This is a genomic window from Pseudomonas serbica, from assembly GCF_028823535.1.
Lineage (GTDB): Bacteria > Pseudomonadota > Gammaproteobacteria > Pseudomonadales > Pseudomonadaceae > Aquipseudomonas > Aquipseudomonas serbica.
Genome location: NZ_JAQIYM010000090.1, coordinates 362010 through 382828, shown reverse-complemented (window position 1 = coordinate 382828; position 20819 = coordinate 362010). Strand labels below are relative to the sequence as shown.

26 protein-coding genes are annotated in these 20819 nt (G+C 54.9%); 16 read left to right on the top strand and 10 right to left on the bottom strand.

The features are described from left to right. The first annotated feature begins 30 nt into the window (after positions 1-30). The 4 genes from NQL71_RS32370 to NQL71_RS32355 all read left to right on the top strand — a co-directional run bounded on the left by NQL71_RS32370 (position 31) and on the right by NQL71_RS32355 (position 2160). On the top strand, positions 31-402 hold the full coding sequence (locus NQL71_RS32370; protein ID WP_274644926.1) for a DUF4031 domain-containing protein: 372 nt from the start codon (positions 31-33) through the stop codon (positions 400-402). A gap of 26 nt (positions 403-428) precedes the next feature. After that, positions 429-977 (top strand): hypothetical protein, encoded by a 549-nt coding sequence (locus tag NQL71_RS32365; RefSeq protein WP_274644925.1) that lies wholly within the window; start codon positions 429-431, stop codon positions 975-977. Next, positions 974-1447 carry a hypothetical protein gene (locus NQL71_RS32360; RefSeq protein WP_274644924.1) on the top strand — a complete coding sequence of 158 codons (474 nt, stop codon included), beginning with the start codon at positions 974-976 and terminating at the stop codon, positions 1445-1447. Before NQL71_RS32365 ends, NQL71_RS32360 begins: the two co-directional genes overlap by 4 nt. Positions 1448-1518: 71 nt before the next feature. Beyond that, positions 1519-2160, top strand: a complete 642-nt coding sequence (locus tag NQL71_RS32355) for a hypothetical protein (protein WP_274644923.1) — start codon at positions 1519-1521, stop codon at positions 2158-2160. 60 nt (positions 2161-2220) lie between these two features. On the opposite strand, the gene NQL71_RS32350 is transcribed toward NQL71_RS32355, so the two are convergent. Beyond that, a complete protein-coding gene (locus tag NQL71_RS32350) occupies positions 2221-3030 on the bottom strand; it encodes a hypothetical protein (RefSeq protein WP_274644922.1) in 810 nt (269 codons plus the stop codon). A gap of 166 nt (positions 3031-3196) precedes the next feature. On the opposite strand from NQL71_RS32350, the gene NQL71_RS32345 reads away from it, so the two are divergent. After that, on the top strand, positions 3197-3892 hold the full coding sequence (locus NQL71_RS32345) for a hypothetical protein (protein WP_274644921.1): 696 nt from the start codon (positions 3197-3199) through the stop codon (positions 3890-3892). A 21-nt stretch (positions 3893-3913) separates the two neighbouring features. On the opposite strand, the gene NQL71_RS32340 is transcribed toward NQL71_RS32345, so the two are convergent. Beyond that, the gene (locus NQL71_RS32340; RefSeq protein WP_274644920.1) at positions 3914-4414 is read right to left on the bottom strand and encodes a hypothetical protein; all 501 of its coding nucleotides are present in this window, start codon (positions 4412-4414) and stop codon (positions 3914-3916) included. Between the two features lie 152 nt (positions 4415-4566). On the opposite strand from NQL71_RS32340, the gene NQL71_RS32335 reads away from it, so the two are divergent. The 4 genes from NQL71_RS32335 to NQL71_RS32320 all read left to right on the top strand — a co-directional run bounded on the left by NQL71_RS32335 (position 4567) and on the right by NQL71_RS32320 (position 6005). Next, positions 4567-5016 carry a hypothetical protein gene (locus NQL71_RS32335; RefSeq protein WP_274644919.1) on the top strand — a complete coding sequence of 150 codons (450 nt, stop codon included), beginning with the start codon at positions 4567-4569 and terminating at the stop codon, positions 5014-5016. A gap of 141 nt (positions 5017-5157) precedes the next feature. Continuing rightward, the gene (locus NQL71_RS32330) at positions 5158-5487 is read left to right on the top strand and encodes a helix-turn-helix domain-containing protein (protein WP_274644918.1); all 330 of its coding nucleotides are present in this window, start codon (positions 5158-5160) and stop codon (positions 5485-5487) included. A 39-nt stretch (positions 5488-5526) separates the two neighbouring features. Then, complete coding sequence (locus NQL71_RS32325; RefSeq protein WP_274644917.1) at positions 5527-5760, top strand: hypothetical protein; 234 nt, start codon at positions 5527-5529, stop codon at positions 5758-5760. A gap of 5 nt (positions 5761-5765) precedes the next feature. Then, positions 5766-6005, top strand: a complete 240-nt coding sequence (locus tag NQL71_RS32320; RefSeq protein WP_274644916.1) for a hypothetical protein — start codon at positions 5766-5768, stop codon at positions 6003-6005. Between the two features lie 8 nt (positions 6006-6013). Here the strand turns inward: NQL71_RS32320 and NQL71_RS32315 are convergent, their stop codons facing one another. From NQL71_RS32315 to NQL71_RS32295, 5 genes are all read right to left on the bottom strand, one after another. Then, on the bottom strand, positions 6014-6394 hold the full coding sequence (locus tag NQL71_RS32315; RefSeq protein WP_274644915.1) for an ATPase, T2SS/T4P/T4SS family: 381 nt from the start codon (positions 6392-6394) through the stop codon (positions 6014-6016). A 42-nt stretch (positions 6395-6436) separates the two neighbouring features. Beyond that, on the bottom strand, positions 6437-7231 hold the full coding sequence (locus tag NQL71_RS32310) for a sulfite oxidase-like oxidoreductase (protein ID WP_343228903.1): 795 nt from the start codon (positions 7229-7231) through the stop codon (positions 6437-6439). After that, entirely contained in the window at positions 7228-7566 is a 339-nt protein-coding gene (locus NQL71_RS32305) for a hypothetical protein (RefSeq protein WP_274644914.1), read from the bottom strand. Before NQL71_RS32305 ends, NQL71_RS32310 begins: the two co-directional genes overlap by 4 nt. Positions 7567-7838: 272 nt before the next feature. Beyond that, positions 7839-8186 (bottom strand): hypothetical protein, encoded by a 348-nt coding sequence (locus NQL71_RS32300; protein WP_274644913.1) that lies wholly within the window; start codon positions 8184-8186, stop codon positions 7839-7841. 176 nt (positions 8187-8362) lie between these two features. After that, positions 8363-8689, bottom strand: coding sequence for a hypothetical protein (locus NQL71_RS32295; RefSeq protein WP_274644912.1), 327 nt, complete (start codon positions 8687-8689; stop codon positions 8363-8365). Positions 8690-8947: 258 nt separating this feature from the next. On the opposite strand from NQL71_RS32295, the gene NQL71_RS32290 reads away from it, so the two are divergent. From NQL71_RS32290 to NQL71_RS32260, 7 genes are all read left to right on the top strand, one after another. Then, complete coding sequence (locus NQL71_RS32290) at positions 8948-12406, top strand: hypothetical protein (RefSeq protein ID WP_274644911.1); 3459 nt, start codon at positions 8948-8950, stop codon at positions 12404-12406. A 272-nt stretch (positions 12407-12678) separates the two neighbouring features. Continuing rightward, positions 12679-14304, top strand: a complete 1626-nt coding sequence (locus NQL71_RS32285; RefSeq protein WP_274644910.1) for a hypothetical protein — start codon at positions 12679-12681, stop codon at positions 14302-14304. A gap of 1 nt (position 14305) precedes the next feature. Continuing rightward, positions 14306-15430 (top strand): type I-F CRISPR-associated protein Csy2, encoded by a 1125-nt coding sequence (locus tag NQL71_RS32280; RefSeq protein WP_274644909.1) that lies wholly within the window; start codon positions 14306-14308, stop codon positions 15428-15430. 14 nt (positions 15431-15444) lie between these two features. Continuing rightward, positions 15445-16542, top strand: a complete 1098-nt coding sequence (gene csy3, locus NQL71_RS32275; RefSeq protein ID WP_274644908.1) for a type I-F CRISPR-associated protein Csy3 — start codon at positions 15445-15447, stop codon at positions 16540-16542. 46 nt (positions 16543-16588) lie between these two features. Then, positions 16589-17239, top strand: coding sequence for a type I-F CRISPR-associated endoribonuclease Cas6/Csy4 (locus tag NQL71_RS32270; protein WP_274644907.1), 651 nt, complete (start codon positions 16589-16591; stop codon positions 17237-17239). A 3-nt stretch (positions 17240-17242) separates the two neighbouring features. Beyond that, complete coding sequence (locus tag NQL71_RS32265; RefSeq protein ID WP_274644906.1) at positions 17243-17686, top strand: hypothetical protein; 444 nt, start codon at positions 17243-17245, stop codon at positions 17684-17686. A 33-nt stretch (positions 17687-17719) separates the two neighbouring features. Next, positions 17720-18112 (top strand): hypothetical protein, encoded by a 393-nt coding sequence (locus NQL71_RS32260; RefSeq protein WP_274644905.1) that lies wholly within the window; start codon positions 17720-17722, stop codon positions 18110-18112. A gap of 47 nt (positions 18113-18159) precedes the next feature. Here the strand turns inward: NQL71_RS32260 and adk are convergent, their stop codons facing one another. The 3 genes from adk to NQL71_RS32245 all read right to left on the bottom strand — a co-directional run bounded on the left by adk (position 18160) and on the right by NQL71_RS32245 (position 20731). Next, on the bottom strand, positions 18160-18819 hold the full coding sequence (adk, locus tag NQL71_RS32255) for an adenylate kinase (protein WP_274644904.1): 660 nt from the start codon (positions 18817-18819) through the stop codon (positions 18160-18162). A 228-nt stretch (positions 18820-19047) separates the two neighbouring features. Continuing rightward, positions 19048-19998, bottom strand: coding sequence for a hypothetical protein (locus NQL71_RS32250; protein ID WP_274644903.1), 951 nt, complete (start codon positions 19996-19998; stop codon positions 19048-19050). A gap of 22 nt (positions 19999-20020) precedes the next feature. Then, complete coding sequence (locus tag NQL71_RS32245) at positions 20021-20731, bottom strand: LexA family protein (protein WP_274644902.1); 711 nt, start codon at positions 20729-20731, stop codon at positions 20021-20023. Positions 20732-20819: the final 88 nt, after the last annotated feature.

Genomic DNA, 20819 nt, shown 5'->3' with positions numbered 1-20819 from the left:
CTAAAGCGTTGCGAATCACTGGGAGGCGTGATGACGATCTTTGTCGACGACGCTGCGATCATGTACCGGAGCAAGCCGTGCTTTCACATGATTGCCGACTCGGTGGTGGAGCTGCATGCGTTCTGCCAACAGATCGGCATCAATCGCTGCTGGTTCCATAACGTTCGAGGACGTCCGCACTACGACATCACGGGCCTGCAGCGCGACTTGGCGATTCTGGCCGGCGCCATAGCCGTTTCGTCAGAAGAGTTGGCTCTGCGCACGGAAGCTGGGCAACGCACCTTGAAGCGGCTCCTGGAGCGCAGTAAAGATGACCCTCTGGAAGTCGCTCGACTGCAGCAGTACCTGAGGCCACACACAAGCACCGAACCTGCGCCCGGCGATACCAGGCAATTGTTCTAGAACCTTAATTACGCTGGGAGTACGTCGTGTCAGAAAAAGTAGACAGCATTTTCGCAGAAGCCAAAAGTCACATGCAGGCTGGTTTACGCACAATACGCGACGGAATCAGTCAGATTGCCCCGCATGGCAAGGCTGTTGAGCATCTCAGTAATCTGGAGCTGTGGTTGTCCGAGCCGGCAAAGGCCAGTGCAGTGATTCCTGCGGTGGTGCGCGAGAGCCTGATCACCACCAGCAAAGCCCTTTCCCTGTTGCATGCGAATGGTATCGAGTCGCTCGAGATCGACGATCTCCAGGAAGCCCACGCTCAGCAGGTTATGGGCGTATTAAGCCTGGATCCTTTTGCTCTCAAACAGGAAATCCCGGAGCCGTTACCGGAGGGGATGGACGCGCTATTCCCGAAGCCGACGCCTTTTCTTGGATTTGCCGCGTGCAAAGACTGTGGCAGCCCGGTGGTACTGGTGCGGGTGCTACAGTCGGTGGAGTGCAGTCACTGCTCAGCGCAATACAGTACGCCAACACACTGGAATGAAATGAACGCCTCGACGCCGGCGCCTGGGAAGGATTTCTCTGCATGATCAAACTGGGTGATTTCTCTGAGCTCATCACGTCCCTTGGCGATGAAAGCTGTGAACTCAAAGTGATTCTGCCGATTTTCAGTCCAGGCAAAGTCGGTGGACGGGCGGGGCTCCCGGTCACGGCGCTCGACGTGGGCTTCGATCATGATCGAGGCAAGCTGTTCCTGCGGCTTGATAAGGACGTTTCGATCCTCACTGCCAAGCAGAAAGCTGCGATTCTCAAAAGCGTTAATCGCGGCAGCTCATGGCATGCCTACGAGCAACACAAAGCCATGAAGGCCAGGATGGCGGAGGAGACTGACCGAAAAAATGCTCTGCTCCTGGCGGCGCGGGCCTCTGTACAAAACGACCTGAACCGGGTTGGATGGCTCGGGGGTACTGATGAGGAACGTACCCGCCTCTCGGCGTTGCTGGATGGTATCGATGCCGAGCTAGCGCCGAAGCGAGGAACACCTCGCCATGGCAATTGATTGACTATTTAATGGGCAGGCTTGTCAGTTTGGCCTGCATCTGCATTATCACCGTTGGCTAGAGGTTAAATGTGCTTTATTCCCCCGAATACCACCACCGAGAAGCCTACATTTCGAGGCTGAAAACAAAACTGACCTTTGCTTTTGGTCTGTTTTCACTGATTTGGGTGGGCAGCACGTATGCGTTAGGGATGATCACCCTGGTGTTTGTCGCAGTCGGTTGCATTGCCCTGTGGTGCGGTCGTGAGTACTTGCGTTCGCAAGTGCGTAGGGAGGCAAATGAGCGCAAACTCCTGAGCGAATTCACTGAGTATGAAGCGGCGTTTATATCGGCGTCGCCGGAGCGCAGTAACGACCCCATGATGATTGTCTGTTCCTGGGATGAAGTTGCTGAAAGCAATAGCCTGGTGCGATTGGTGCTGATGAAGCGCTCGGATGATGACTTTGTGTTGGTGGGTATTGGGTTTGGCGGCGTTGTCGGCGGTACCAAGTTGGTGGTCGAGGCCGTGCCGTTAGACGTCGACACCGCTGTTCGTCTATTCGCCACCTCTCAGAAGGATAAGGCTGTCATTCAAGGTAGGGATGACTACCGATCCACTGACAGTAGAACCTCTGGCGGCGGTGGGGGTTCATCGGTTGGCGAAGGCGGTGTGGGAGGTGACGGCGGCGGGTGTGGCGGAGATGGTGGCTGCGGCGGCGGGGGTGGCGATTAAACCGCTGAAGCTCAAATAATGAGGCCCCATCTTGCATTGGGGCCTTTTTGTTTCTGACGTTTAGCTGCCTTCGGTCTCTTCGACGGCTTCAGCCGCTTCCTGACCATCATCCGACAGTTTGGCCAATTCCGCTTTGGCTATTTCGGTCATCAGCGTTTCCCTGTCGATCTCGTACAACTCTTCGTGATCGAGGTTCATGTCCATCAGCACCGCATGAAGCAGCTCGCGCAGACTGATCTGGTGGCCGTCTTGAAGAATTTTGATGCGGCTCGTAGCGCTCTGTTCGATGGCGGTTCGATCTTCGGTCGCCACCTCCATCGCCTGTACGTTGAGGGCAGGGGCTAAGACGATAGGTAGATAGAAGATCTGGTGCAGCCTGGTCATTGCCAGGCTGTAACGACTGCTGCCTTTAATGCCATACAAATTGACCTCGTCGGTGATGGTCACGGACGGCACATCTTCGTAGGTGGCCGTCATCTCTGCCGGCACTTCACCATTGATGTTGATGACCTTTTCGTCGATATCCAAAGTGATTTTGACGAGCGTCAACTCTGAGAACGTCGCGATACGCGTTTTTTGCAGTTCCAAATGGGTGAACCCAGGGTCACCTATCTGTGGCTGGAGGCTGGCACTGTTGACCAGTCTTGGGCGGATCCCCTCGGCGTCTTCAAGCAGCGCCTCAGCCCAGCCGTTGAGCTGCTGCAGGAGTGGATAGTTGAGGAGCAGCCGCTTCATGGTTAAGAGGGTAAGAGGGGCTGGTGAGTCAGGGCTAAGGTCGAATTCAGCATCGATGAACATGAGTACATCTTCAGCCGGGATATCCTGATCCTCATAGCTGAGCATGGCGGTGCGGGGATTAAGTACCAGCATGATCGTTGTACCTTTGTGAGGTGCACAAGAGCCAAGTGGGCGTACCGGGGCTAGAGTGCGGGAGCGGCGATTTACCCAAGCTCTACTTAAGTGTCAATATACACACAATCTCTATGAATATTTAACCCCCGAAAGTGCCTGCCTCACGCCAGGCGATGGAGTCTTCATGATAACGCCAGTATTTAAAGGACGCAGCCGAGACTCACACCGGAATTTTTTCTATTCGGCAACGTTCCTTGAGCCCCGTTTGAGTATTTTCCTGGAGGAGCGCGAGAATTTAAGCATTCAACAGGTGTTCCAGGTCATACCCCCAGTCATGAGTAACCAAATTGAACTGACGTTTGGCCGCTACCTTGAAGACCTGGATAACATCGCTCAAAAATACGGCTGCAATGTTGACCCATGGGCTCCTGCGCTGCGAGAGGCTAAAATAACGCCTGAAATGGCCTATGCCATGTCCGTGAATTTCGCTCAAAGCGCCTTGCCGAACATCAAGAATATGGCGGGCTTCCAGCAGCTGCTTCCGGTGGCCAAGGATCTGCACGATTTACTTCAGACCTACGCCGACTTCGCCCCCAGACCTGCCGACAGCAAAATGGGTTTTAGTGTGAATTTCCTCAGGGCGGCGATGATGAGTTTTCGCCGGGAACACAACGATTTGGTGGGCTTCGATGAGAAAAAGGCCCAAGCCTTTGGGGCTCGTTTGGAGCCAAAATTATCGAGTCAGTTTCAGGTGGCTTTGGGGGAGATCCACCAGAAGTTGTTTTTGCAGGCGACCCTAATGAAGGGGGCGGAAGAAGGGCAGCGGCAAGCCCAGCGATACAAAGAGAAAAACCTCGATACCGCGCCGGCTGGGCCATAGCCGCCATGCTTGAGCCAGGAACTACGGCGAAAACTCGTCGCTTTCTGGTTTAACACTGCGCCGGGTGGCTCTCACAGCCCCCTCGACTGCCTTCAGGGCCTGAAGGTGCTCCTCAATTCGCGCAGGTTCGAAGGAGCGGGCTTGATGCGCAGCAATGGCGTAGTTGGCGGCTTCCACGACCGTCGCAAAGTGCTTCAAAATCGTTTCGCTCGACTGGCCGAACACGTCCTCGTAGTAGCACTCACCGATGACCCTAAACGGTAGTTCATGGGTTCCGTACAGTTTTACGACTTCAACCTTTGTTGACTCCTCCGGTTCATCGAAATCAACCATGGGTGTGTTCAGCAGAACCACTCCTAACTTTTCAATGCCAACTGAGCTGTCAGCGTATTCGCGCTGCCCAGAGCGCCAGTCTGGCCAAAGCTCAGAAAAAGCTTTGGACGAGTCTACGGCCAGTAGCTGCTTGAGGTCGTCGCTGGACAGAAATTTTTTGAGATCTGCTGTATCAAAATTATTGATCATCGGGCACACCAGGGAAAAGGTAGATAAAGCCTTTGTGGCCTTATAAACTTGAAAGTCGCAGTTGGAAAACGTTGCCGACTGCGTAGCTCAGAGCCTTCAGCGTACCTGATGAGCTCATTTCAGGACAAACTCGACCGGGTGCACGCGCACAGATGGACTACAAACAACTGTTGGAACACAGCTTCAACACAGAAAAGCTGCACGGCGAATGCCCATCTGAAAGCCCGCTGGTCTTTCTCGCCGATCACATTTTCGACTTCACAACCTACGACGAAGGGATGTCCAAGCTCTTTGCGTCGAAGGCTGTCGAGGTATGCTTGGCAATCACCAAAAGAACCGCGTCTGAGTATGTCCAGGACGAAGATAACTACCGGTGGTTTTTGCTGATGTGCAACATGCCGTTCTTTGCCAAACGCATTGAGTGGGGGACTTCACTACGCGGCGCCTGGTGGAACCCAGACAGATCGATGATGATGGAGCTTACTTCCTGTGGTTTTTGGATTGGAGATGAGCAGAAGCATAAACCGTTGCGCTTCAATACCGAGCAATGGAGAGGCTTCATGCTTGCGGTTGGTGAGTTTGCAGCTAGCGATTTCGTGTGACCGCACACTGATCGAGCGGTCACCTCTTGGGAGCGGAAAATAGCCCTTGCGAAAGTTATCGGTACTGATAAGATTTGTTTTAGCAAAGCAGTTGCTTGTTGCGACTGCAGTACCGGTTTCTCCTGCTGAGATTTGAGCCGCATGACGCAGAATCTGTTCGCGATGTTTACTGAAGATCCGATTGAATCAAACATGAAGCACCTGAAGGTGAACCTCTTCATGATGCTGACCCATCTGATCCGCCAAAAGGGTTGGACGCAGGTGGCCGCAGCAAGGGCGTTGAACATCACTGAACCACGGATGAGCAACCTGATTAAAGGCAAGCTCGAAAAGTTCTCAATCGAAGCGCTCCTGGAGTTGGTAGTGCGCAGCGGTTACGACTTCGATGTCGATGTCGACTCAACTAACAAGGCTTCGCCTTTGTCATTTCAGTTGAAGAAACGAAAAAAGAAGAGTGCGCCGGCTGCTTAATTCCAGCCCATTTATCAGCCAACATTAAGGAAAATTGCCATGGCAAATTGCGTGAAATGCGTGGACTGCAAATTCTCAACATGGACGAGGACGGACAGTGGGCGGATCAAGAAGAAGGTCGCCGGAAGGTGTGAAGCGGTGATCGATGTCAGGATCCCGGTGTTGATGTGCTCGCCGCCGCCAACCAACGTGTTCTTCAAGCAGGGGATTTGGCCGGACAATGATGGTGAGTGCGATTTCTTCCAGCCAAACATTATGGTCGAGAGTGATTAACCGAGATGGCGACAGTTACGGTTGATGGGATTGAGTATGTGCCGCGTGCCGAGATCCCGGAGTTGACGGACGAACGCTTGAAGCTTGCGCTTGGCGAGTTAGTCTCTATCCAGTACTTTCGGGAGCATCACAAAGCTGTTGCGCAGGCCTGGAACGTCTTGCACGCCTTGGCGCCGGAGTTGGCCGAGTTGTCTGCAAGTGACCCTCGAGCGGCGTGGCAGCGGATTCATGGTAGCGAAGATTGAGCAAAGAGCTATACCGAATCGGTTACCGGCTTGGTATTTGGCTCTACCCGCAAAAGCCTCATGAGAATCATGCAGCCGTTCAGGTACGGCGCCATTGCCAGGCGCACGCGGATCGACTGCCATTCTTCGTGCGGAAGATGAAAAACCGCATCTTCGTAGCGGTCATAGGAAACTTTCTCGTGGCCGAGCAGCTTGCAATGAATTTCGGTCAATACCGACTTTTTTTGCTCGATGCTTAAGCCGCTGTGTAGCTCATGAACCCCGTTCACCCGGAAATTCACATTGATCTCATCGTGATGCATCAAAAAATCAAGGTTTGAGGCATCTGCTTTGATCGCTGAGCTGACCAAAGCGGTTAACTCAGGTGCGAAATCGGGTTCAAGGCTCATGGGACTTCTCTGTCGATTTTTAGATGGGCAATTCTCGGCTATTTATCGGCGGATGCCCAGCCATTTGAGCAAACGAATCATCAGGCTATGACGGACAACGACCACTGGCAATTCAGGCAATATTTCACTCTCCGCTTCCAGAGGTAATGCAACAGTCTTGCGTGGTTCCTTGATCGGTCTACCGTAGCGCTCTTCAGACCAGGGATTGCCCCGGTTGTGATAGTTGCGCAGCTCCCAGTAGCCAGGCTCATCCTCCAGCAGCACCTCAATCTTCGTGATCCATTTAGAACTTTTCCAAAAGTACAGGTGCGGAATTACGAGGCGGGCGGGGGAGCCGTTGTCGATGGACAGTGGGCTCCCTTTCATGGTGTGGGCAATCAGGCAATCGTCGCCGAGGAAGTCCTCCATCGAGAGATTGGTGCTGTAGCCGTCGGCACTGTGCACCAGGACGAATTTGGCGTTCGGATCAGGGTTGGCCAGCTTAAGTGCATCTGCGGTGCGTACGCCTTGCCAGGTACAGTCCTGGTGCGACCAGCTCGTGACGCAGTGTATGTCCACCATCGTTTCGACCTGCGGCAAATCGGCGACGAGATTGTCCCAGGTGATGATCGCCGGCGTGTCGACGGCGCCGAAGATCTGCAGCGACCATTCGCTGGTCGAGATCTCCGGTTTAATGCCCAGATCGAGCGTCGGAAACCCTTTGACCCATGACTGTCCAGGCGGCAGGCGATCCTCCTCAGGGGATGAGATCATCCCGGTCAGAAACCGACCTTGCTCAGCAAAGTCGAGTTTCGCCCTGGTCAGTTTTGAATCGTCCGCATCGGTTGGATCGCTCATGGTTTGGGGTTGGCGCTGTCCTGGTTGATTTCTTTCATGATCGCGCTGGCCAATGTTTGCGACAGCGCAAAATGACGCTGCTCTAGATCCTTCATCTGAGCTTCAAGCGCCTTTTTCATGCTGCGCAACGCGTCCTTTTCCGAGAGGTGCACATCCTCAGCAGGATAAAAGCAGGGCATCGAGGCCGTCTCTGGCGAAATGGCCTGGAGCTTTAGGATACATTTGTCGTGGGTGAAGTTGAAGAAGTACATCTTCACCACCTGATCCTCTCGGACTACATAAACTTCCTGGCCTCTTTTTAGTTGTAGAGGGCCGCCGAAGAATTGACTTGTCATGTGGTATAGCTCCTTTGTTGGTTGTGGATTCAAGTCTAAGCTAATAAACGAAGCAAGTTAAGAGATTTATGAAAGTATTTATTAAGCTGCAACTAACAAAGTTTAACTGCAGACTAATTATATTACCTGCAGCTGTGTCGTGCTTCTGGAAAAAATTGAAGCTTGCTGAACTGCCAATGTTCACTCCCCACTGAAAGCTGTCTACGAAAACTCTGAGCGCGAGGGTTACAAGCCTCGTATATCAGGCCTTTGGCCGATGAAGCCAAGGTAGATCAGTCTCCGTCACCACCGCCATCACCACTCCCGCAGCCGTGACTGCCACCACAGCTGTCTCCGTGCGTACCAAAAGAATCGTCTACTTCAATTCCAAAAAAATTCCTTCTACTCCCATGCCCTTGACCAGGGCTCAGTAAATAGATCACAGAAAATGTGAGGAACATAAATATGGCGGCGATGGCCAACGATAGAATAACAGTCGGCTCGGTGGGCAGCCCCAAAAAGGCGCCAGCAGCAAAGCCGGTGCTCAAACACCCAAGAACAATTAGCCATGATTGATGTTTAACATACCAGAGCTCTTTAAGCGGCTCAGGTTGCAACATTTCCATACGGGTCTTTTTCAAGAGTGACCTCTTTCGGCTGTGTGTAGGAAGTTTTGAGTAGCGTAGAACTACGTTAGAACGGCCTAGTTGGCCAACGCTCGCACACCACGGAAATTTGCCGATAAACGGCCTGTGGGTGAGCGTCAGAAGCCCTGCATAGTCATGACTTTGAACGGCCTAGCTAGCCATTTTCGGACTTAGATGCCGCCACCGCCATCTGCGCCTCCACCATCGCCGCCGCAACCGTCACCCCCACAGCTCTCGCCGCCAAACCATCCGCCACTAGCGCCATCAGATGTTCGACGTCTCGCTCCGGAATTTCTGGAGGTGTCCGCGAAGACTACGGAAAAAACCAAGAGCATGAAGATAAGAGCCAGGATAAAAGAGCATGCCAAATAGGCCTTGGGTGAGACCGGTATAAAATATGCCGCTGCGAACCCAAACATCAACGAAACAAGTAAAACGCCCGTGTCCAGGATGAAAATTTTCCTGGTCAATTTTTGCGGTTTCAGCTGATTATCCATGTGTATCTCCTTAAGAGGTTTCCATTTGTTCGTCATGATCCGGAAAATGGCGTTGGGGCCACATAAATCTACGCTTCAAATTCACCGAATCTGGCAATATACTGCTTAAGATTGGATCAATCGTCAAATCGGCAACCTGGCAGCTTCAACACGCTCCGGGGCGGGCATAGGCGGAGAAGTCGTTCTCTTCGCGCCAGCGGCTATTTGTCCTCACGCACTGACGCACAACGCTCACCGTGAAGCTACGGACATCTCTGCGTGCCTGATTCTTTGAATTCTGCTCAGCCTGCCTGTGCTCGTTATCGTTTGCCCCTGTGGCCGGATGCGCCGGGCGGCCAGTCCATCACGCTAGCCCAAAGTCCTTTACTCGAATACCTGGCAATCACCGTCCGCCTGGCCGGTTTGTTTCATGACCTGGGCAAAGGCACTGTCGGCTTTAGCCGTAAATTGACAAAAGCCGTCGCCGGCACGTTGGCCGAAGGTGAGGGTAATGATCCGATTCGGCATGAGGTTGTCAGTGCGCTGCTGATCGATGTCGCAGACCCTGAGGCTTGGCTTGAGCAACTGAGCAGCCCAAGGGGTGTCTTTGATGCCTTCGAATCACAACGAGCCTGGCTGGATAGTGAGCCTATGCGCCTGGAGATCGACGAGCATATCCAAGTCGCCCTGAAGATGGCTGGGGCCAGTCGCGGCTCTACCTCGGTGGCAGAACTCAACCATTTCGCGAAGCGCCTGAGCCTGAACAACGCCAGCCGCTGGGCAAAGTTCCCGTTGTGGATGAGTGTGTTGTGGCTGGTTTTCACACATCACAAGTTGCCCACAGGTGGCTGGCTGAAACGCGAAGGCAGTTTCATCAGCGTACTCAATCACCACTTTGGCATTGTGACGTGCGAAGAGTCAGGGGAGTTTAGCCTGGCCAACATTGAACGCCTGGGCGATTTCCTGAAACTCCCGGCTGCTGATCAGCCATGGCGCCATGGCCAGTGGCGGGCGGCGGTGGTTGAAAGTGTCCAACAGCTGTTGGACTTACGGGAGAAATGGCCGGGGTTTGAGCAGGAGATGTTCACCTGCGGCGGAGACGGTGCCGATAAGGGCTTCGGTGCGGCTACATCCTGGATGACCTCGCTGGTCAGGGTAGGTCGTTTAAGCCTGGTCTTGGGTGACTATGAGGCCTCCTGTGATGCCGTAAAGCAGGTTTTCACCGGTGAAGCGGACAATCTTCTGTTTGCCAACACCAAAATGGCCGAGAACAGCCCACGCCTCGCCGATAGGCTCCATGTGCACCTGCGCAAAGCCGGCGATTTCGCCGAACAGATTTTGCGTGGGTTATTCATTCAGCAGGCGCCGGGCATGTTCGATCCGGTGAAGCTCGGCAGGGCCGACAAGCCGGCTTCCCTTCGGGTGCCGGAAAGCATTGTTGAGTCACCGTATGCCTGGCAGGGCTATGCCCAGCAACACATGCAGCGCTATGCACAAACGGAAAAGGGTTTCTTCTGCGTTGTGGCGGCAGGCACGGGCAGGGGGAAGACACGTGCTTGTGCGGCCATCATGACTTCGTCCCGCCAGCATCCTCGTTTTTCCGTGCTCCTGAGCATGCGCTCGCTGACGTTCCAGACATCCAGTGCCTATTTGAGTGACACCGTAGGCTTCAGGCCCGATCAGGTGGCGATGTTCGTGGGCGACGACGTGCTGAAGCGGCGTTTCCGGGAGCAAAAGAAAACAGTCCGCGCCGCCAGCCGGCAGCGGCTTAAGGACATTGGTACCGACAACCGGCTGAGTGAGCCCGGCGCCGAGCAGTATTCAGTGGTTTACCACGGCTCGCAGCGGGCAACCCTGCAATTGGCTTGTCTGCAAGAGGATCACCACCTGATGCGCATGCTCTCGGCCCCCGTGTCGGTGATGACCGTTGATCATGTCATCCGCCTGATCGACCTCGCGAAGTCAAAAGACCTGTTGCAGGCCTTGCACCTGATGACCACAGACTTGATTCTCGATGAAGTTGACGATTATCGAGGCGATGACCTGATCTGTATTGGGCGCTTGATTGAGATCGCCGGTCAATTCGGTCGGCGGGTGATCATTGCCTCGGCCACGCTGCCAAAGACCGTGGTGGACGGGTTCCGGGATGCTTATTTCAAGGGCTATGCGGTTTATCAAAACCTCTATGGTACAGAGGACGCGGACAGTCTCATCATCACCCACCTGGCCCCATACTTCAGCCAGCACGAGACCGGAAGTTTCGGTGAGTTCTATACCGAGGTGATGGACACCTTCTCGGAGGAGGAGCGCAAAGGCGCCGAGCTGTCGCCTCGAAGGATTGTCCGGAACATGGAGCCGTGGTTTACCGCGTTTGATAGCAAACGACCGCCCGAGCGCCGCCTGGAACTGGTGGCGGAGAGCATCTACACCGAAAGAACCGGGAAAGAGCGCACAGTGCCTCACGCTCAGGATCGCTATTTTTCGTCGCTGTTGTATTCGGCGACCGAAGCGCACAAGGACAACCGCCTCAAGGACAATGAAACAGGCATAAGCTACAGCGCGGGATTTGTCCGACTCAACACGGTGAAGAGCGCCCAGAAGTTCGCTCAGTGGTTGATTCAGTCGGATCTGCGCAAACACCTGGATGGCAAAGGGTTGGTGGTCAAGCTCATTTGCTACCATGCCCAGAACATAGGGCTTGTTCGCGTGCTGCAAGAGCGATTTCTTGAGGCGCACTTGAACCGCACGAGGATGAACGACGGCGTCGGAGATCCGCTGCTGGACAACGCTGACTTCAAAGCTGCTTTGGTTAAGGCCAAAGATGAGGGCAAGCAACACGTGGTGATGATGGTGGTCACCAGCTCCATCATGGAAACCGGGCGTGATTTTGACTTTGACTGGTGTGTGCTTGAGCCGTGCTCCACCACATCAATCGTTCAGGCCGGGGGCCGTGTTAGGCGTCACCGCAGGCTTGCCGCCGAGAAGCCCAACGTACTGGTGATGCCGGTGTCACTGGCGGGTATGACGGACGACCGCAGCGCCTGGCGTGATCTGAAGCGCTCCTACTATGTTCCGCAGCAGTGCGCAGAGCGTAATCATGGCCAGGCCCTGCAGTATCTGACCATTCAGGCGCAGCCGGCGCCGGCGACGCCACTGTGTACGCGCACCGCATTGTCAGCCCTCCTGGTGGACAACAAGCCCCTGCACGCCGGGCACTGCCTCACGACACCACCCAAGTATGCGTTGGCGCCCCTGACAGCGATGGAGCGGGTCAAGCAGCTGGGCTTATTCCGACGAGCCTATGCTCAAAGCGGTACTGACCATTTCACCCTGGAATACGCCACGCGGCAGGCGGACGCTCTCTTGTGCAGCACGTTCTATGAAAACTCGGTGTTTCGGGGAACTGATCAGAGCACCAAGATCGAGTACCTGCGGGGAGAGGCCGGTTGGTTCACTTTCAACAGCCAGGAGCAGGTCAAGTCTGCCAATGACTGCATCTTCCCGACCTTTCATGACACGCTGGTCAGCCCGGATATTTACTTGTTGTCGGCGTTAAACATCCTAAGCATCGAGCAAATGCTGGCGCTGACCGATACGGTGGCCGGCCTGTTGGGTTACCGGCCTGAAGATCCGGAAGACATGAGCTTGGCTGAAAGTGCCTTGCTGTCGATGCAGAAAAGCGGCAACTTCACGTCCTTGTGGTTCGATCCGCAGCTTGGCTTTTATCAGAAGGTGTAGGTCAGGGCTAAAACGGCCTAAGTGGCCAGTGCTTCTGCCATTGAATCAACGACGTGTTTTGTTGTTTGCGTTCGTTGAACAGCCTAAGGGCTTCTCAACTCACCAGCGCCTTGGCCGCTCTGCGGGTGGCCATGGCGAGGGTGGCTGATCCTTGTTGATCGGCAAGACCCCCGACAACCTTTACCGGCCCCCTGGAATTAAAGGGATTGGCCTTTGCGCATAAAAACAATGTATGTATATTGACGCGCTTTAGCCGACGCCACGGATCTGCAATGACCATAGCCATCAACACCCATCGATTGTTCGGTGATTTTGAGGCCAACTTCACCGGTTGGCTCAAATCACAGGCGTACGCGTTGGAGTTGTCCGGCTTTGCAGATTATCAGCGTGCCCTCAGCTTCCTGATCCACCTGGCGCTGGTCAGGGAGTTCGACAAGAACAACCTGAGCCTGGTACCGAAGGCGTTGAAAGTTGAGAAATGTCTGGTGCTCGAAACTGACGACGAGCATGACCGTGCCTGGGAACTCTTCGAGTCCATCGGGACTGATTATTTGACCCAGACACAGTGCTTGCCCGGCATTGGCATGGCTGTCGAACTCCTGCGTAAGGGTGCCGCCTCGCTGAGCACTCACATCGACAAGTCTTCCGAATTACCACAGCGGTCGACGATGCGTGACAGTTTGTTGAGTGGTCTATCCAAGCAGTTGAGAGAGGGTGTCATCACGTACGCCGGCAACGACGCCAAGGTGTTGGTCGACGCGGCCTTTGGTCAAGCGCTGGGCCCTTCGGTGACCATGAGTGCCGACGACCAATCCGAATTGGGGATCGTGTGTTCATCCGCCACCCCATTCGTGACCTCGGTGGGAAATGCCGCCGATGCGCCGGCCCAGCAATTTTTCATGATCAAGGTGATGGAGCCCGGTGCAGAGGCGCTGAACCTGCTTCAGATCATCACCGAGCCTCGCTTGGATATCTTGGGAAAGATGATCGGCCTGACGCAAACGCCGACGGTGGAGACCCTTGAGGCCTGGCTGAAGAGCACAGATGGTCTGGAGGCTTTCGTCGCCACCCTGTTTTTCGGCTTGAATTACATGCGTGACGGTAGCCACGAAGCGCAAGTACAGGCGCTGTTCAAGTGCCTGGGTCAGCCGGTGTGTTTGGACGCGGCTAAACTACTGAATACGCCAGAAGGCACCGGCTTGAACATGATTCGGCTGCCTGTCGGCGAGGATTACCACCTGGCCACGCCGCTGATCAATACCGGGTTGCTGCGTGACATTCACAACCTGCTGTACCGTGCTCCCGAGAAGGAAGATCCGACCCAGTGGCGTCGGATGTTCACCCCGATCATGGTGGGAGGCAGCAAACCGCAGAACGCCGGCTCATTTTTTACTGCCGTGATGAGCAACGGTAGGATCAACGCCTTCCACGCGCCACTGAATGACCAGAACTCGGGACTGCGCCTGATTCAAAAGCGTATGAACGCCGGGCGGGCGTTATTTTACATTTCCCATGCAAGGGCCTTGGAAATTTGCTCACGCCGAGCATCCAAAGACCCAGCCTTCGCCCTGGCCAGACTTAGCCGGCCCCGGCGTACCGCGCTGGAGGGGCAGGTGGACGCGTTGGCAGCTGAGACCGTCAATTTCCTTGGCAGCATAGCAACGCTGGTGAAGGACGGCTTGATTCCGCGAATCGAGATGATGGCGCCGGCGAGGTTGAAAAGTACCGTTGCCGAGCGCCACCTGATCCTGGGCATGGGCACCGAGCAGCACATCGATGACTACGCCGATTACCTTCAGTTTTGGCTCTTCAAGCATACGCACATGACGAGGGCAGAAAAGGCTGTGTCAGCCCGCGCCTTGCGCAAGTCGTTAACCCGCCATTTGAAGGGCGCTTGAAATGTACTTTCTGACGATCCCCTTCACCTATTCCGCCAGCAACATTCGCCCCAACGACATGATTGCGGGAATGCCGTCGATGAGTGCGGTGGCCGGCATGGCGCACAACCTGCAGCGCGTGATGCAAACTGAGTTGGGCTACACGACCTTTAGCTCACTGGCGTTCAGCCTGATCTATTTCAACATTGACCGCGATATCGGAACCCCGCGCCGCCCGCCGCAAGAGCCGTCTAAGGGCTCAATGCGCATGCCGGGGCTGATGGACATCCGTCGCGCCCATGGTCAGGCCGCCCTGGTGGTGTATTTCGACGTCACCGATGAGCACGAATCGAATACGTTACTCAATCAACTCGGTGAATCGGCTCGTGTACACGCCCTGCAGCATCTCTTGGCCGGCGAACTTCGGTTTGCTGGGGGCGAAGTCTTTATCGGTACCCAGGGTGAGTTTGGGAACAAATCGCTCACGATGTTCGTCGAGCAAGACTGGAGCGCGGTGGTCAGCCAATTGATGACCGCTTACCCGACGCAAGGGTTGTTGATCCAGGATATGAGCCACGAGCTCTCCAGAGCGGCTCAGGAGTGCGGGACGAGCACCTTAGTGGCTCTGGCTGACCTTATTTACCAAAGTCGCCTCCAGCGCGAAGCCAAGCGCCAGCAAAGCCCTCGGACAGAGTCCTCGGCAGTGATGGAAGCTTGCGTGTCTGTTGATTCCACTCCTTTGATCAGTGAGGGGTTAGAGGATCAGCCGGACGAGCCCTGCGGTCTGTCCGAAGAATCGACTTCTCTCTCAACTGACCCGCTGCTCGACGACGATGCTCTGTTTGACTACGACGACTTTGACCTGGACGCGATGACTGACGAGGCCATCGTTGAAAACGCCGACACCGATGCCGGGCAGCCTTACGTTGGCGTGCTGTTGCCCTGTGCCATTGGCTTCCATGAAGTCTGCCAGCCGCGTGGCGATCAGCATTTTGTCGAGTCGGTGCTGTCGTTGGTGAGAGCCCGCATTCTGCCGTCGGTGAAGCTCGACCTCAGCCAGAGCCGTGCTGCCTGGCAAACCCATTTTTGGCGCTGGGAGTACTTGCCCGCGCACCGCCTTTACCGTGCGGTTTCTTTCGCACAATGACTAAGGATCCCTCGATGTCCGAATCGAATGCAGCCGTGATGCTCGATGCCGAGCCACTTATTTTGCCCACGATGCTCAGCTACAAACGCTCCATCAGCCAAGGGCGGGCATTGATGTTCGCTTGCAGCGATATGTCCGGGCGCGACGCCGAGCCGCTGCTGGTCGAAGTGGCCTGCCTGCGTGGTACGAAAGCCTTCGACATCTGGAAAAACATCGAAGAGGCCAAGAAGCAGAGCCTGGCGCTGGAAAAAGGGATTCACGAGGTCACGACGCCGAACCCCCAGCGGGTTGAAACTGCGTTCATGCCTGAGAACAAGCCGTATCTCAAGGTGTGTTTCTCGGCCAAGTACCTGGCGAACAGCCGTGCGCCGCACATGTGCAACAACCTGGCCGTGGGCGGATTGTTCAAGGACGTGGTGCGTCACTACACCAGGCTTGAGGGGTTTCAATACCTGGGTCTGCGTTACGCCATACCGCTTGCCACGGGCCTTTGGATGTGGCGCAACAATGACGAAGCGTTCGAGAAGCGTATAAAGATCACGGTCGTTTCCAGTGCGAAGCCCCAGGTATTTGAGTTCAGCCCTGACTACAACGCCTTCAGCTACACCGATCTCAGCCCCTCCGATCAGAAGAAAGTGGATGAACTCGGCACCCTCATTGGTCTCCACTTGGCCCACAAGCCCCTGGCTATCAACGTCGAAGCCGTTTACCACATGGGCGGCGGTACCCAGGCTTACCCGAGCCAGGAAATGATCATGGGGGATCGCGAAAAAGGCGAACTCAGCCGCACGCTGTACAAGGTTTCGCAAGGCGGTATCAAGAATCAGGCGGCGCTACATGAGCAGAAAATAGGTAATGCGATGCGCTGCATTGATGACTGGCATGGGCACGACCATTTTGGGGTGCAAGCGGTCGAACCGCTCGGCGTGGTATCAACCCACCAGGCGTCTACGCGGGTTGAGAACAAGCGCGATTTCTTTTCGCTGTGCAAGTCCAAGTTGGTGCTGTGGCGCAATGAACTCGAAAATGCCAAATCACTGGCCACTGTCACCGATTTGCATGACCTGCATTACGTGATCGCTGTACTGGTGCGTGGCGGCGCATTCGTTTAACCCCAATGCTGGCGCCAAACGGGGCCGGCGTTTCAACGAGGCTTGTATGCTTTCCCATTTCATCGATATCCAGCTGGTCGGGAAGGGTGATAACTCATCCAAGTTCGCCAGGCTGCTCAGCCGATTGCACGGCTTCAAATCCAAGCATCCGCTTTACGAGATTGCTGTGGACTTTCCGGATTGGCAGATGGCGAGTTCGTTCATGGCGGCACATCCCGGCACCGTACTGCGGGTGCTTGGCGGCCAGGAGGGCCTGGCGTTGTTCATGAGCAAGTCTGGCCTGCTGGAGTTGCTGATTGAAGGGGGCTTTTCTATCGCCGGCGTGCGCGAGGTGCCAGCGACCCCTGAGGGGTATGTGATCGTGAAGCGCAACTACAAGATCAGCCGGTACCTGGAACTCCTGTCCAAACCGGAGAACATCCACTACGACCAAGTGGAGGGGGAGGCGTCCAGCATGATGAAAGAAGTCGCGGCGAAGTTGGGTATTCCGGTTAACCTGATGGTGTCGATGGAACTGATCAAAAGCAAATTGCTGGAAGAGCAGCGAAACTCCGTATTGATCAAGCTGAAAAGCCAGTCAACGGATCTACGTTTCACCGCCTTTGTGATTCGTGAGCCTGCCGAACGAACATCGTCAGAACCCAAGCTCTCCACCTACGGCTTTAGCCTGGATGGATCCGTTATCCCGACGTGGTGACCCATGAAAACGTTAAACGACTTGAACCGACAATTGGCCGGACTTGGCCGTTTGAAGAGTTTCCTGAGCCTGGAGTTTTCATCGCAATGGCAGTGGCTGGCCTTATCGTTGATGCTGGTAGGCTACGTGCTGTCGCCTTCGACATACTTTCATGTGCGCGTCATGACTGTGGGGGCCTGGACGCAGTTCGCCCTGGCGACCCTACTGATCGTCGCCACCGGGGGCGGCTCGTTCCTGTGGATGAGATTGCGTAAGACACAGCCCGTCGTGGCTCGGTGGTGCTGCCTGGGCGCCTTGTGCCCTTTGTGGATGCCGTCCCTGTTTATTATCGAAGGACTGCCCTCGCTCATCTTCATGGGGCTGGTCATGGGGTTGTGCTTCATGTCCTGCAGTCTCGCATGCACCTTGGCGCCGGCGACAACAACGCAGCCAACACACGACCAATAGCCTGAAGGCGGGCTCTACAGAAAGGCGAAAGATATGAACAGTTATTTTGAAAAGGCTCTGGCTGCCCGGTTGCTTTGGATCAATGTGCGAGCCTTTGAAGGCATGGCCGGTTTTGAAACGGATGTTGAGAACGCGACCCAGGCGGCTTTCGATACGGTGGATGAACTCGCCGATGATGAGGTCTATGGTCAGTGGCACTACAAGGAAAACGTCCCGCTGGTGCTGCAAGATGTTCCGGAGTTGGCAGCGCGATACACACAGTCTTATGCGCTGAATGTGGCGAACGTAGAAAAGTGGCATGAGGAAGAGGAAGCGGAAGAGCGTAATCGTCAGGACATGCAGGACATCCAAGACACGAACGATTTTATTGATGCAGAACTGATCGCCGGTTGGAAAGAAGAGTGTCAGGAACTCGGGTTAATATAACGAGACGGATAACGCGCCGGGAGATCCGGCGCGAAAACCTGTTGCGATCAGGCTTTGGGGTGCACCGCGCCGAACAAGCCGGCTTGAACATCTTCAAGCGGGCCTTCGCCAACGATGCGACGGATTTTCGGGCAGTGGCGGTATGGCAAATTCCGGTAGAAGTTCAGGATCGGGTTGATTTGCTCGTGGTAGATGGCCAGGCGCTTCAAGACGATTTCTGGCGCATCATCAGCCCGGCTGGTGAGCGGTTCGCCGGTGATATCGTCGACGTCTGGAGTCAACGGAGGATTCAGCGTGACGTGGTAGGTGCGTCCGGACGGCTTGTGGACGCGTCGACCGCTCATGCGATCCACGATCACCTCGTCGGCAACGTGGAGTTCCAGAACAAGCGTCACCACAACGCCAGCATCGAATAGCATCTGGCATTGCTCAGCGGTGCGAGGAAAGCCGTCGAGCACATAGCCTTGGGCGCAATCGGCTTGATCAAGGCGCTGGCTCAGCAATTCCATGACGATTTCATCAGCGATCAATTGCCCGGTGCCCATCAACGACTCGACTTTGAGTCCAATCTCGGTGCGGTTGGCCACGGCTTCGCGCAGCAGGTCGCCAGTGGAGATCTTGGGAATGCCCAGCTTCTTGCACAGCAGTTCACCCTGGGTGCCTTTGCCGGCGCCTGGAGCGCCCAATAGTACGATCTTCGTGGTCATCTATTTCAGTCCCTTTGATTGCTTGGGTTCTTGGAGAGCTGTCCGCCCAATCAGGGGCGGAGCTTTTTACCAATTGGAAACCCCATCTAAAGACGGGCATGACAATCCAATCCGTTACTGGATAACTTTAGCTGAAAACCAGGGTGCAGTGAGCATATTTGGCAATTTTTGCTCAATGAATTGTGACAGTGAGTGAGGGCTATTGCGGGGATCGTGACGACCTAAGATTTATAGGTTCAGGTCTTCAGAAAACCACCGCGCACGGGCTTTGTCATCCGCACTCAGGAGCGTCAAAACCCCCCGACTGCCGAACAACCGCCGCAGCAGATCCTTTTGCTTGGCCGAGCGTGAGGCCTTCGCCAACGGAGCCAGCGTTTCCAAGGTAGCGCCTTCGATGCTTTGCAACATCGCGACCTGGCGCACCTTGTTTTTCTCATTGCCGGCTAGCTTGAGGATTTCAGCAGGCTCATCAGGCAACTCGATGTCTTCGAACCAATGGTGGGGGTAGTCATTGCGCTGGATATACAGCCGCATCAGTTCAAACTGTTCAAGGTCTGGAAAGAGCCCCAACATGTCTTCACTGCGCTGGATTGCGATGATCTTGTGATCGGTGTTCGAGGAGTCGACCAGGTGCTCTCGGACAAATTCTGCCAAGTCACCGGTGCGCTGGGCGGCGTCAATCGCCATCAGCTGGAAGTCATCGGTGGCCTGAATGTCGCCTGGAATCATGTGCCAGGCCTGATATCCGTAGTAACCGGAAAGAGCCGCTGTATAGACCTCAATGGTGCGTAAGGCGTTTGGAACGAACTCCAACGCTGAACCTTGATCGTGCACAGCAGTTAGAAGCAAACCTGTGCTCATGGCCTGGACAGGCACATGCTGCAACGCACAACCGTGACATTTTACGGCTGCCATGAACACGGCTTCTGTCTGAAAAGAATCAGGAACAGTTAGCAGTCGTTGCTCTGTATTGGAGCTCCTTTGATTACTCAGGTAGGCGATGTAAAACGCCTCATCTTTTAGCTCATCGGGGATCCTGGCATAGGTTTCTGGTTCGGCACTGGCTTCGATCATGAACCGGGCGACGCGGTGGGTGATCTGCTCGACTGGAATCTTACCGACCTTTTTCGGGTCGGTAAGAATGGAGGAGATCAGGCGTTCTTCTTTGGTCGCGGTCATGATCGAGGCTCGTGCGTTTTCTTTACCGTAGCACCGGAGCCATAACAGTCGCCATCAGGTTCAGGTTCGACTGCCAGAGTGCAACGTAGCCAGCGGCCTCGCCATTGAACAGTTCAACCACGGACTCAAAATAAGCGATCAGTTCTTCTGGGGACTTGAAGGCCTGTGGTGCTGTGGCCAGGTCATGAGCCGCCAGCGTAATCGGGTACCCGTGCTGGTAGTGGGATGCCAGACTATTCAGGAGAGCTCGCGCCTTCGCGTCAGCGCCTACGCCGCCCTCGACCTTGCGAATCAAAGAGACCAGGTGACGTTCGACAAACTCTGCTTCCTGGTAGATGAACTGTGCCTGGAAGCACAGGGGGAATTTCGAGGCCAAAAGTTGGGCAGAGGCCGTGGTCAGCGGGGCTATGAATGCTTTGTAGAAAGACGCCGGATCTGTTTCGCGAATTGCCCTGTAGGCGATGAGACCGGGAGAATCGACTTGGTAATCAAGGCTGCCGCCAACATCTTGCGCACAAGCCTGGGATACGATCTGGATGGATCGACATTGGCCAGGCTGCATGGTGATGAAGCCCTTTGCTTTGAGGCGCTTCAGATGCTCACAGGAGGCATTGGCTGATCTGAAGTTCAGTCCATCGGCAATTTCCTTCATAGACGGTGGATAGCCGTGGTCGTCGATAAATTTCTGAAGGAAAGCTAAGACCATTGCCTGCTTTGGGGTTATCTCTTGCATTCAATCCATATCCTGAGGCGATAAAATCAGCGTCCGTGATGGCTATGCTGTACGTATGCACAGAATCATATGGCATAAATTGACAAAT

Coding starts and splice junctions, on each gene's coding strand:
- NQL71_RS32370 (WP_274644926.1), top strand. CDS start 31: ATGACGATCTTTGTCGACGACGCTGCGATCATGTACCGGAGCAAGCCG.
- NQL71_RS32360 (WP_274644924.1), top strand. CDS start 974: ATGATCAAACTGGGTGATTTCTCTGAGCTCATCACGTCCCTTGGCGAT.
- NQL71_RS32350 (WP_274644922.1), bottom strand. CDS start 3,030: ATGCTGGTACTTAATCCCCGCACCGCCATGCTCAGCTATGAGGATCAG.
- NQL71_RS32345 (WP_274644921.1), top strand. CDS start 3,197: ATGATAACGCCAGTATTTAAAGGACGCAGCCGAGACTCACACCGGAAT.
- NQL71_RS32340 (WP_274644920.1), bottom strand. CDS start 4,414: ATGATCAATAATTTTGATACAGCAGATCTCAAAAAATTTCTGTCCAGC.
- NQL71_RS32335 (WP_274644919.1), top strand. CDS start 4,567: ATGGACTACAAACAACTGTTGGAACACAGCTTCAACACAGAAAAGCTG.
- NQL71_RS32330 (WP_274644918.1), top strand. CDS start 5,158: ATGACGCAGAATCTGTTCGCGATGTTTACTGAAGATCCGATTGAATCA.
- NQL71_RS32325 (WP_274644917.1), top strand. CDS start 5,527: ATGGCAAATTGCGTGAAATGCGTGGACTGCAAATTCTCAACATGGACG.
- NQL71_RS32320 (WP_274644916.1), top strand. CDS start 5,766: ATGGCGACAGTTACGGTTGATGGGATTGAGTATGTGCCGCGTGCCGAG.
- NQL71_RS32315 (WP_274644915.1), bottom strand. CDS start 6,394: ATGAGCCTTGAACCCGATTTCGCACCTGAGTTAACCGCTTTGGTCAGC.
- NQL71_RS32310 (WP_343228903.1), bottom strand. CDS start 7,231: ATGAGCGATCCAACCGATGCGGACGATTCAAAACTGACCAGGGCGAAA.
- NQL71_RS32305 (WP_274644914.1), bottom strand. CDS start 7,566: ATGACAAGTCAATTCTTCGGCGGCCCTCTACAACTAAAAAGAGGCCAG.
- NQL71_RS32295 (WP_274644912.1), bottom strand. CDS start 8,689: ATGGATAATCAGCTGAAACCGCAAAAATTGACCAGGAAAATTTTCATC.
- NQL71_RS32285 (WP_274644910.1), top strand. CDS start 12,679: ATGACCATAGCCATCAACACCCATCGATTGTTCGGTGATTTTGAGGCC.
- NQL71_RS32280 (WP_274644909.1), top strand. CDS start 14,306: ATGTACTTTCTGACGATCCCCTTCACCTATTCCGCCAGCAACATTCGC.
- csy3 (WP_274644908.1), top strand. CDS start 15,445: ATGTCCGAATCGAATGCAGCCGTGATGCTCGATGCCGAGCCACTTATT.
- NQL71_RS32270 (WP_274644907.1), top strand. CDS start 16,589: ATGCTTTCCCATTTCATCGATATCCAGCTGGTCGGGAAGGGTGATAAC.
- NQL71_RS32265 (WP_274644906.1), top strand. CDS start 17,243: ATGAAAACGTTAAACGACTTGAACCGACAATTGGCCGGACTTGGCCGT.
- NQL71_RS32260 (WP_274644905.1), top strand. CDS start 17,720: ATGAACAGTTATTTTGAAAAGGCTCTGGCTGCCCGGTTGCTTTGGATC.
- adk (WP_274644904.1), bottom strand. CDS start 18,819: ATGACCACGAAGATCGTACTATTGGGCGCTCCAGGCGCCGGCAAAGGC.
- NQL71_RS32250 (WP_274644903.1), bottom strand. CDS start 19,998: ATGACCGCGACCAAAGAAGAACGCCTGATCTCCTCCATTCTTACCGAC.
- NQL71_RS32245 (WP_274644902.1), bottom strand. CDS start 20,731: ATGCAAGAGATAACCCCAAAGCAGGCAATGGTCTTAGCTTTCCTTCAG.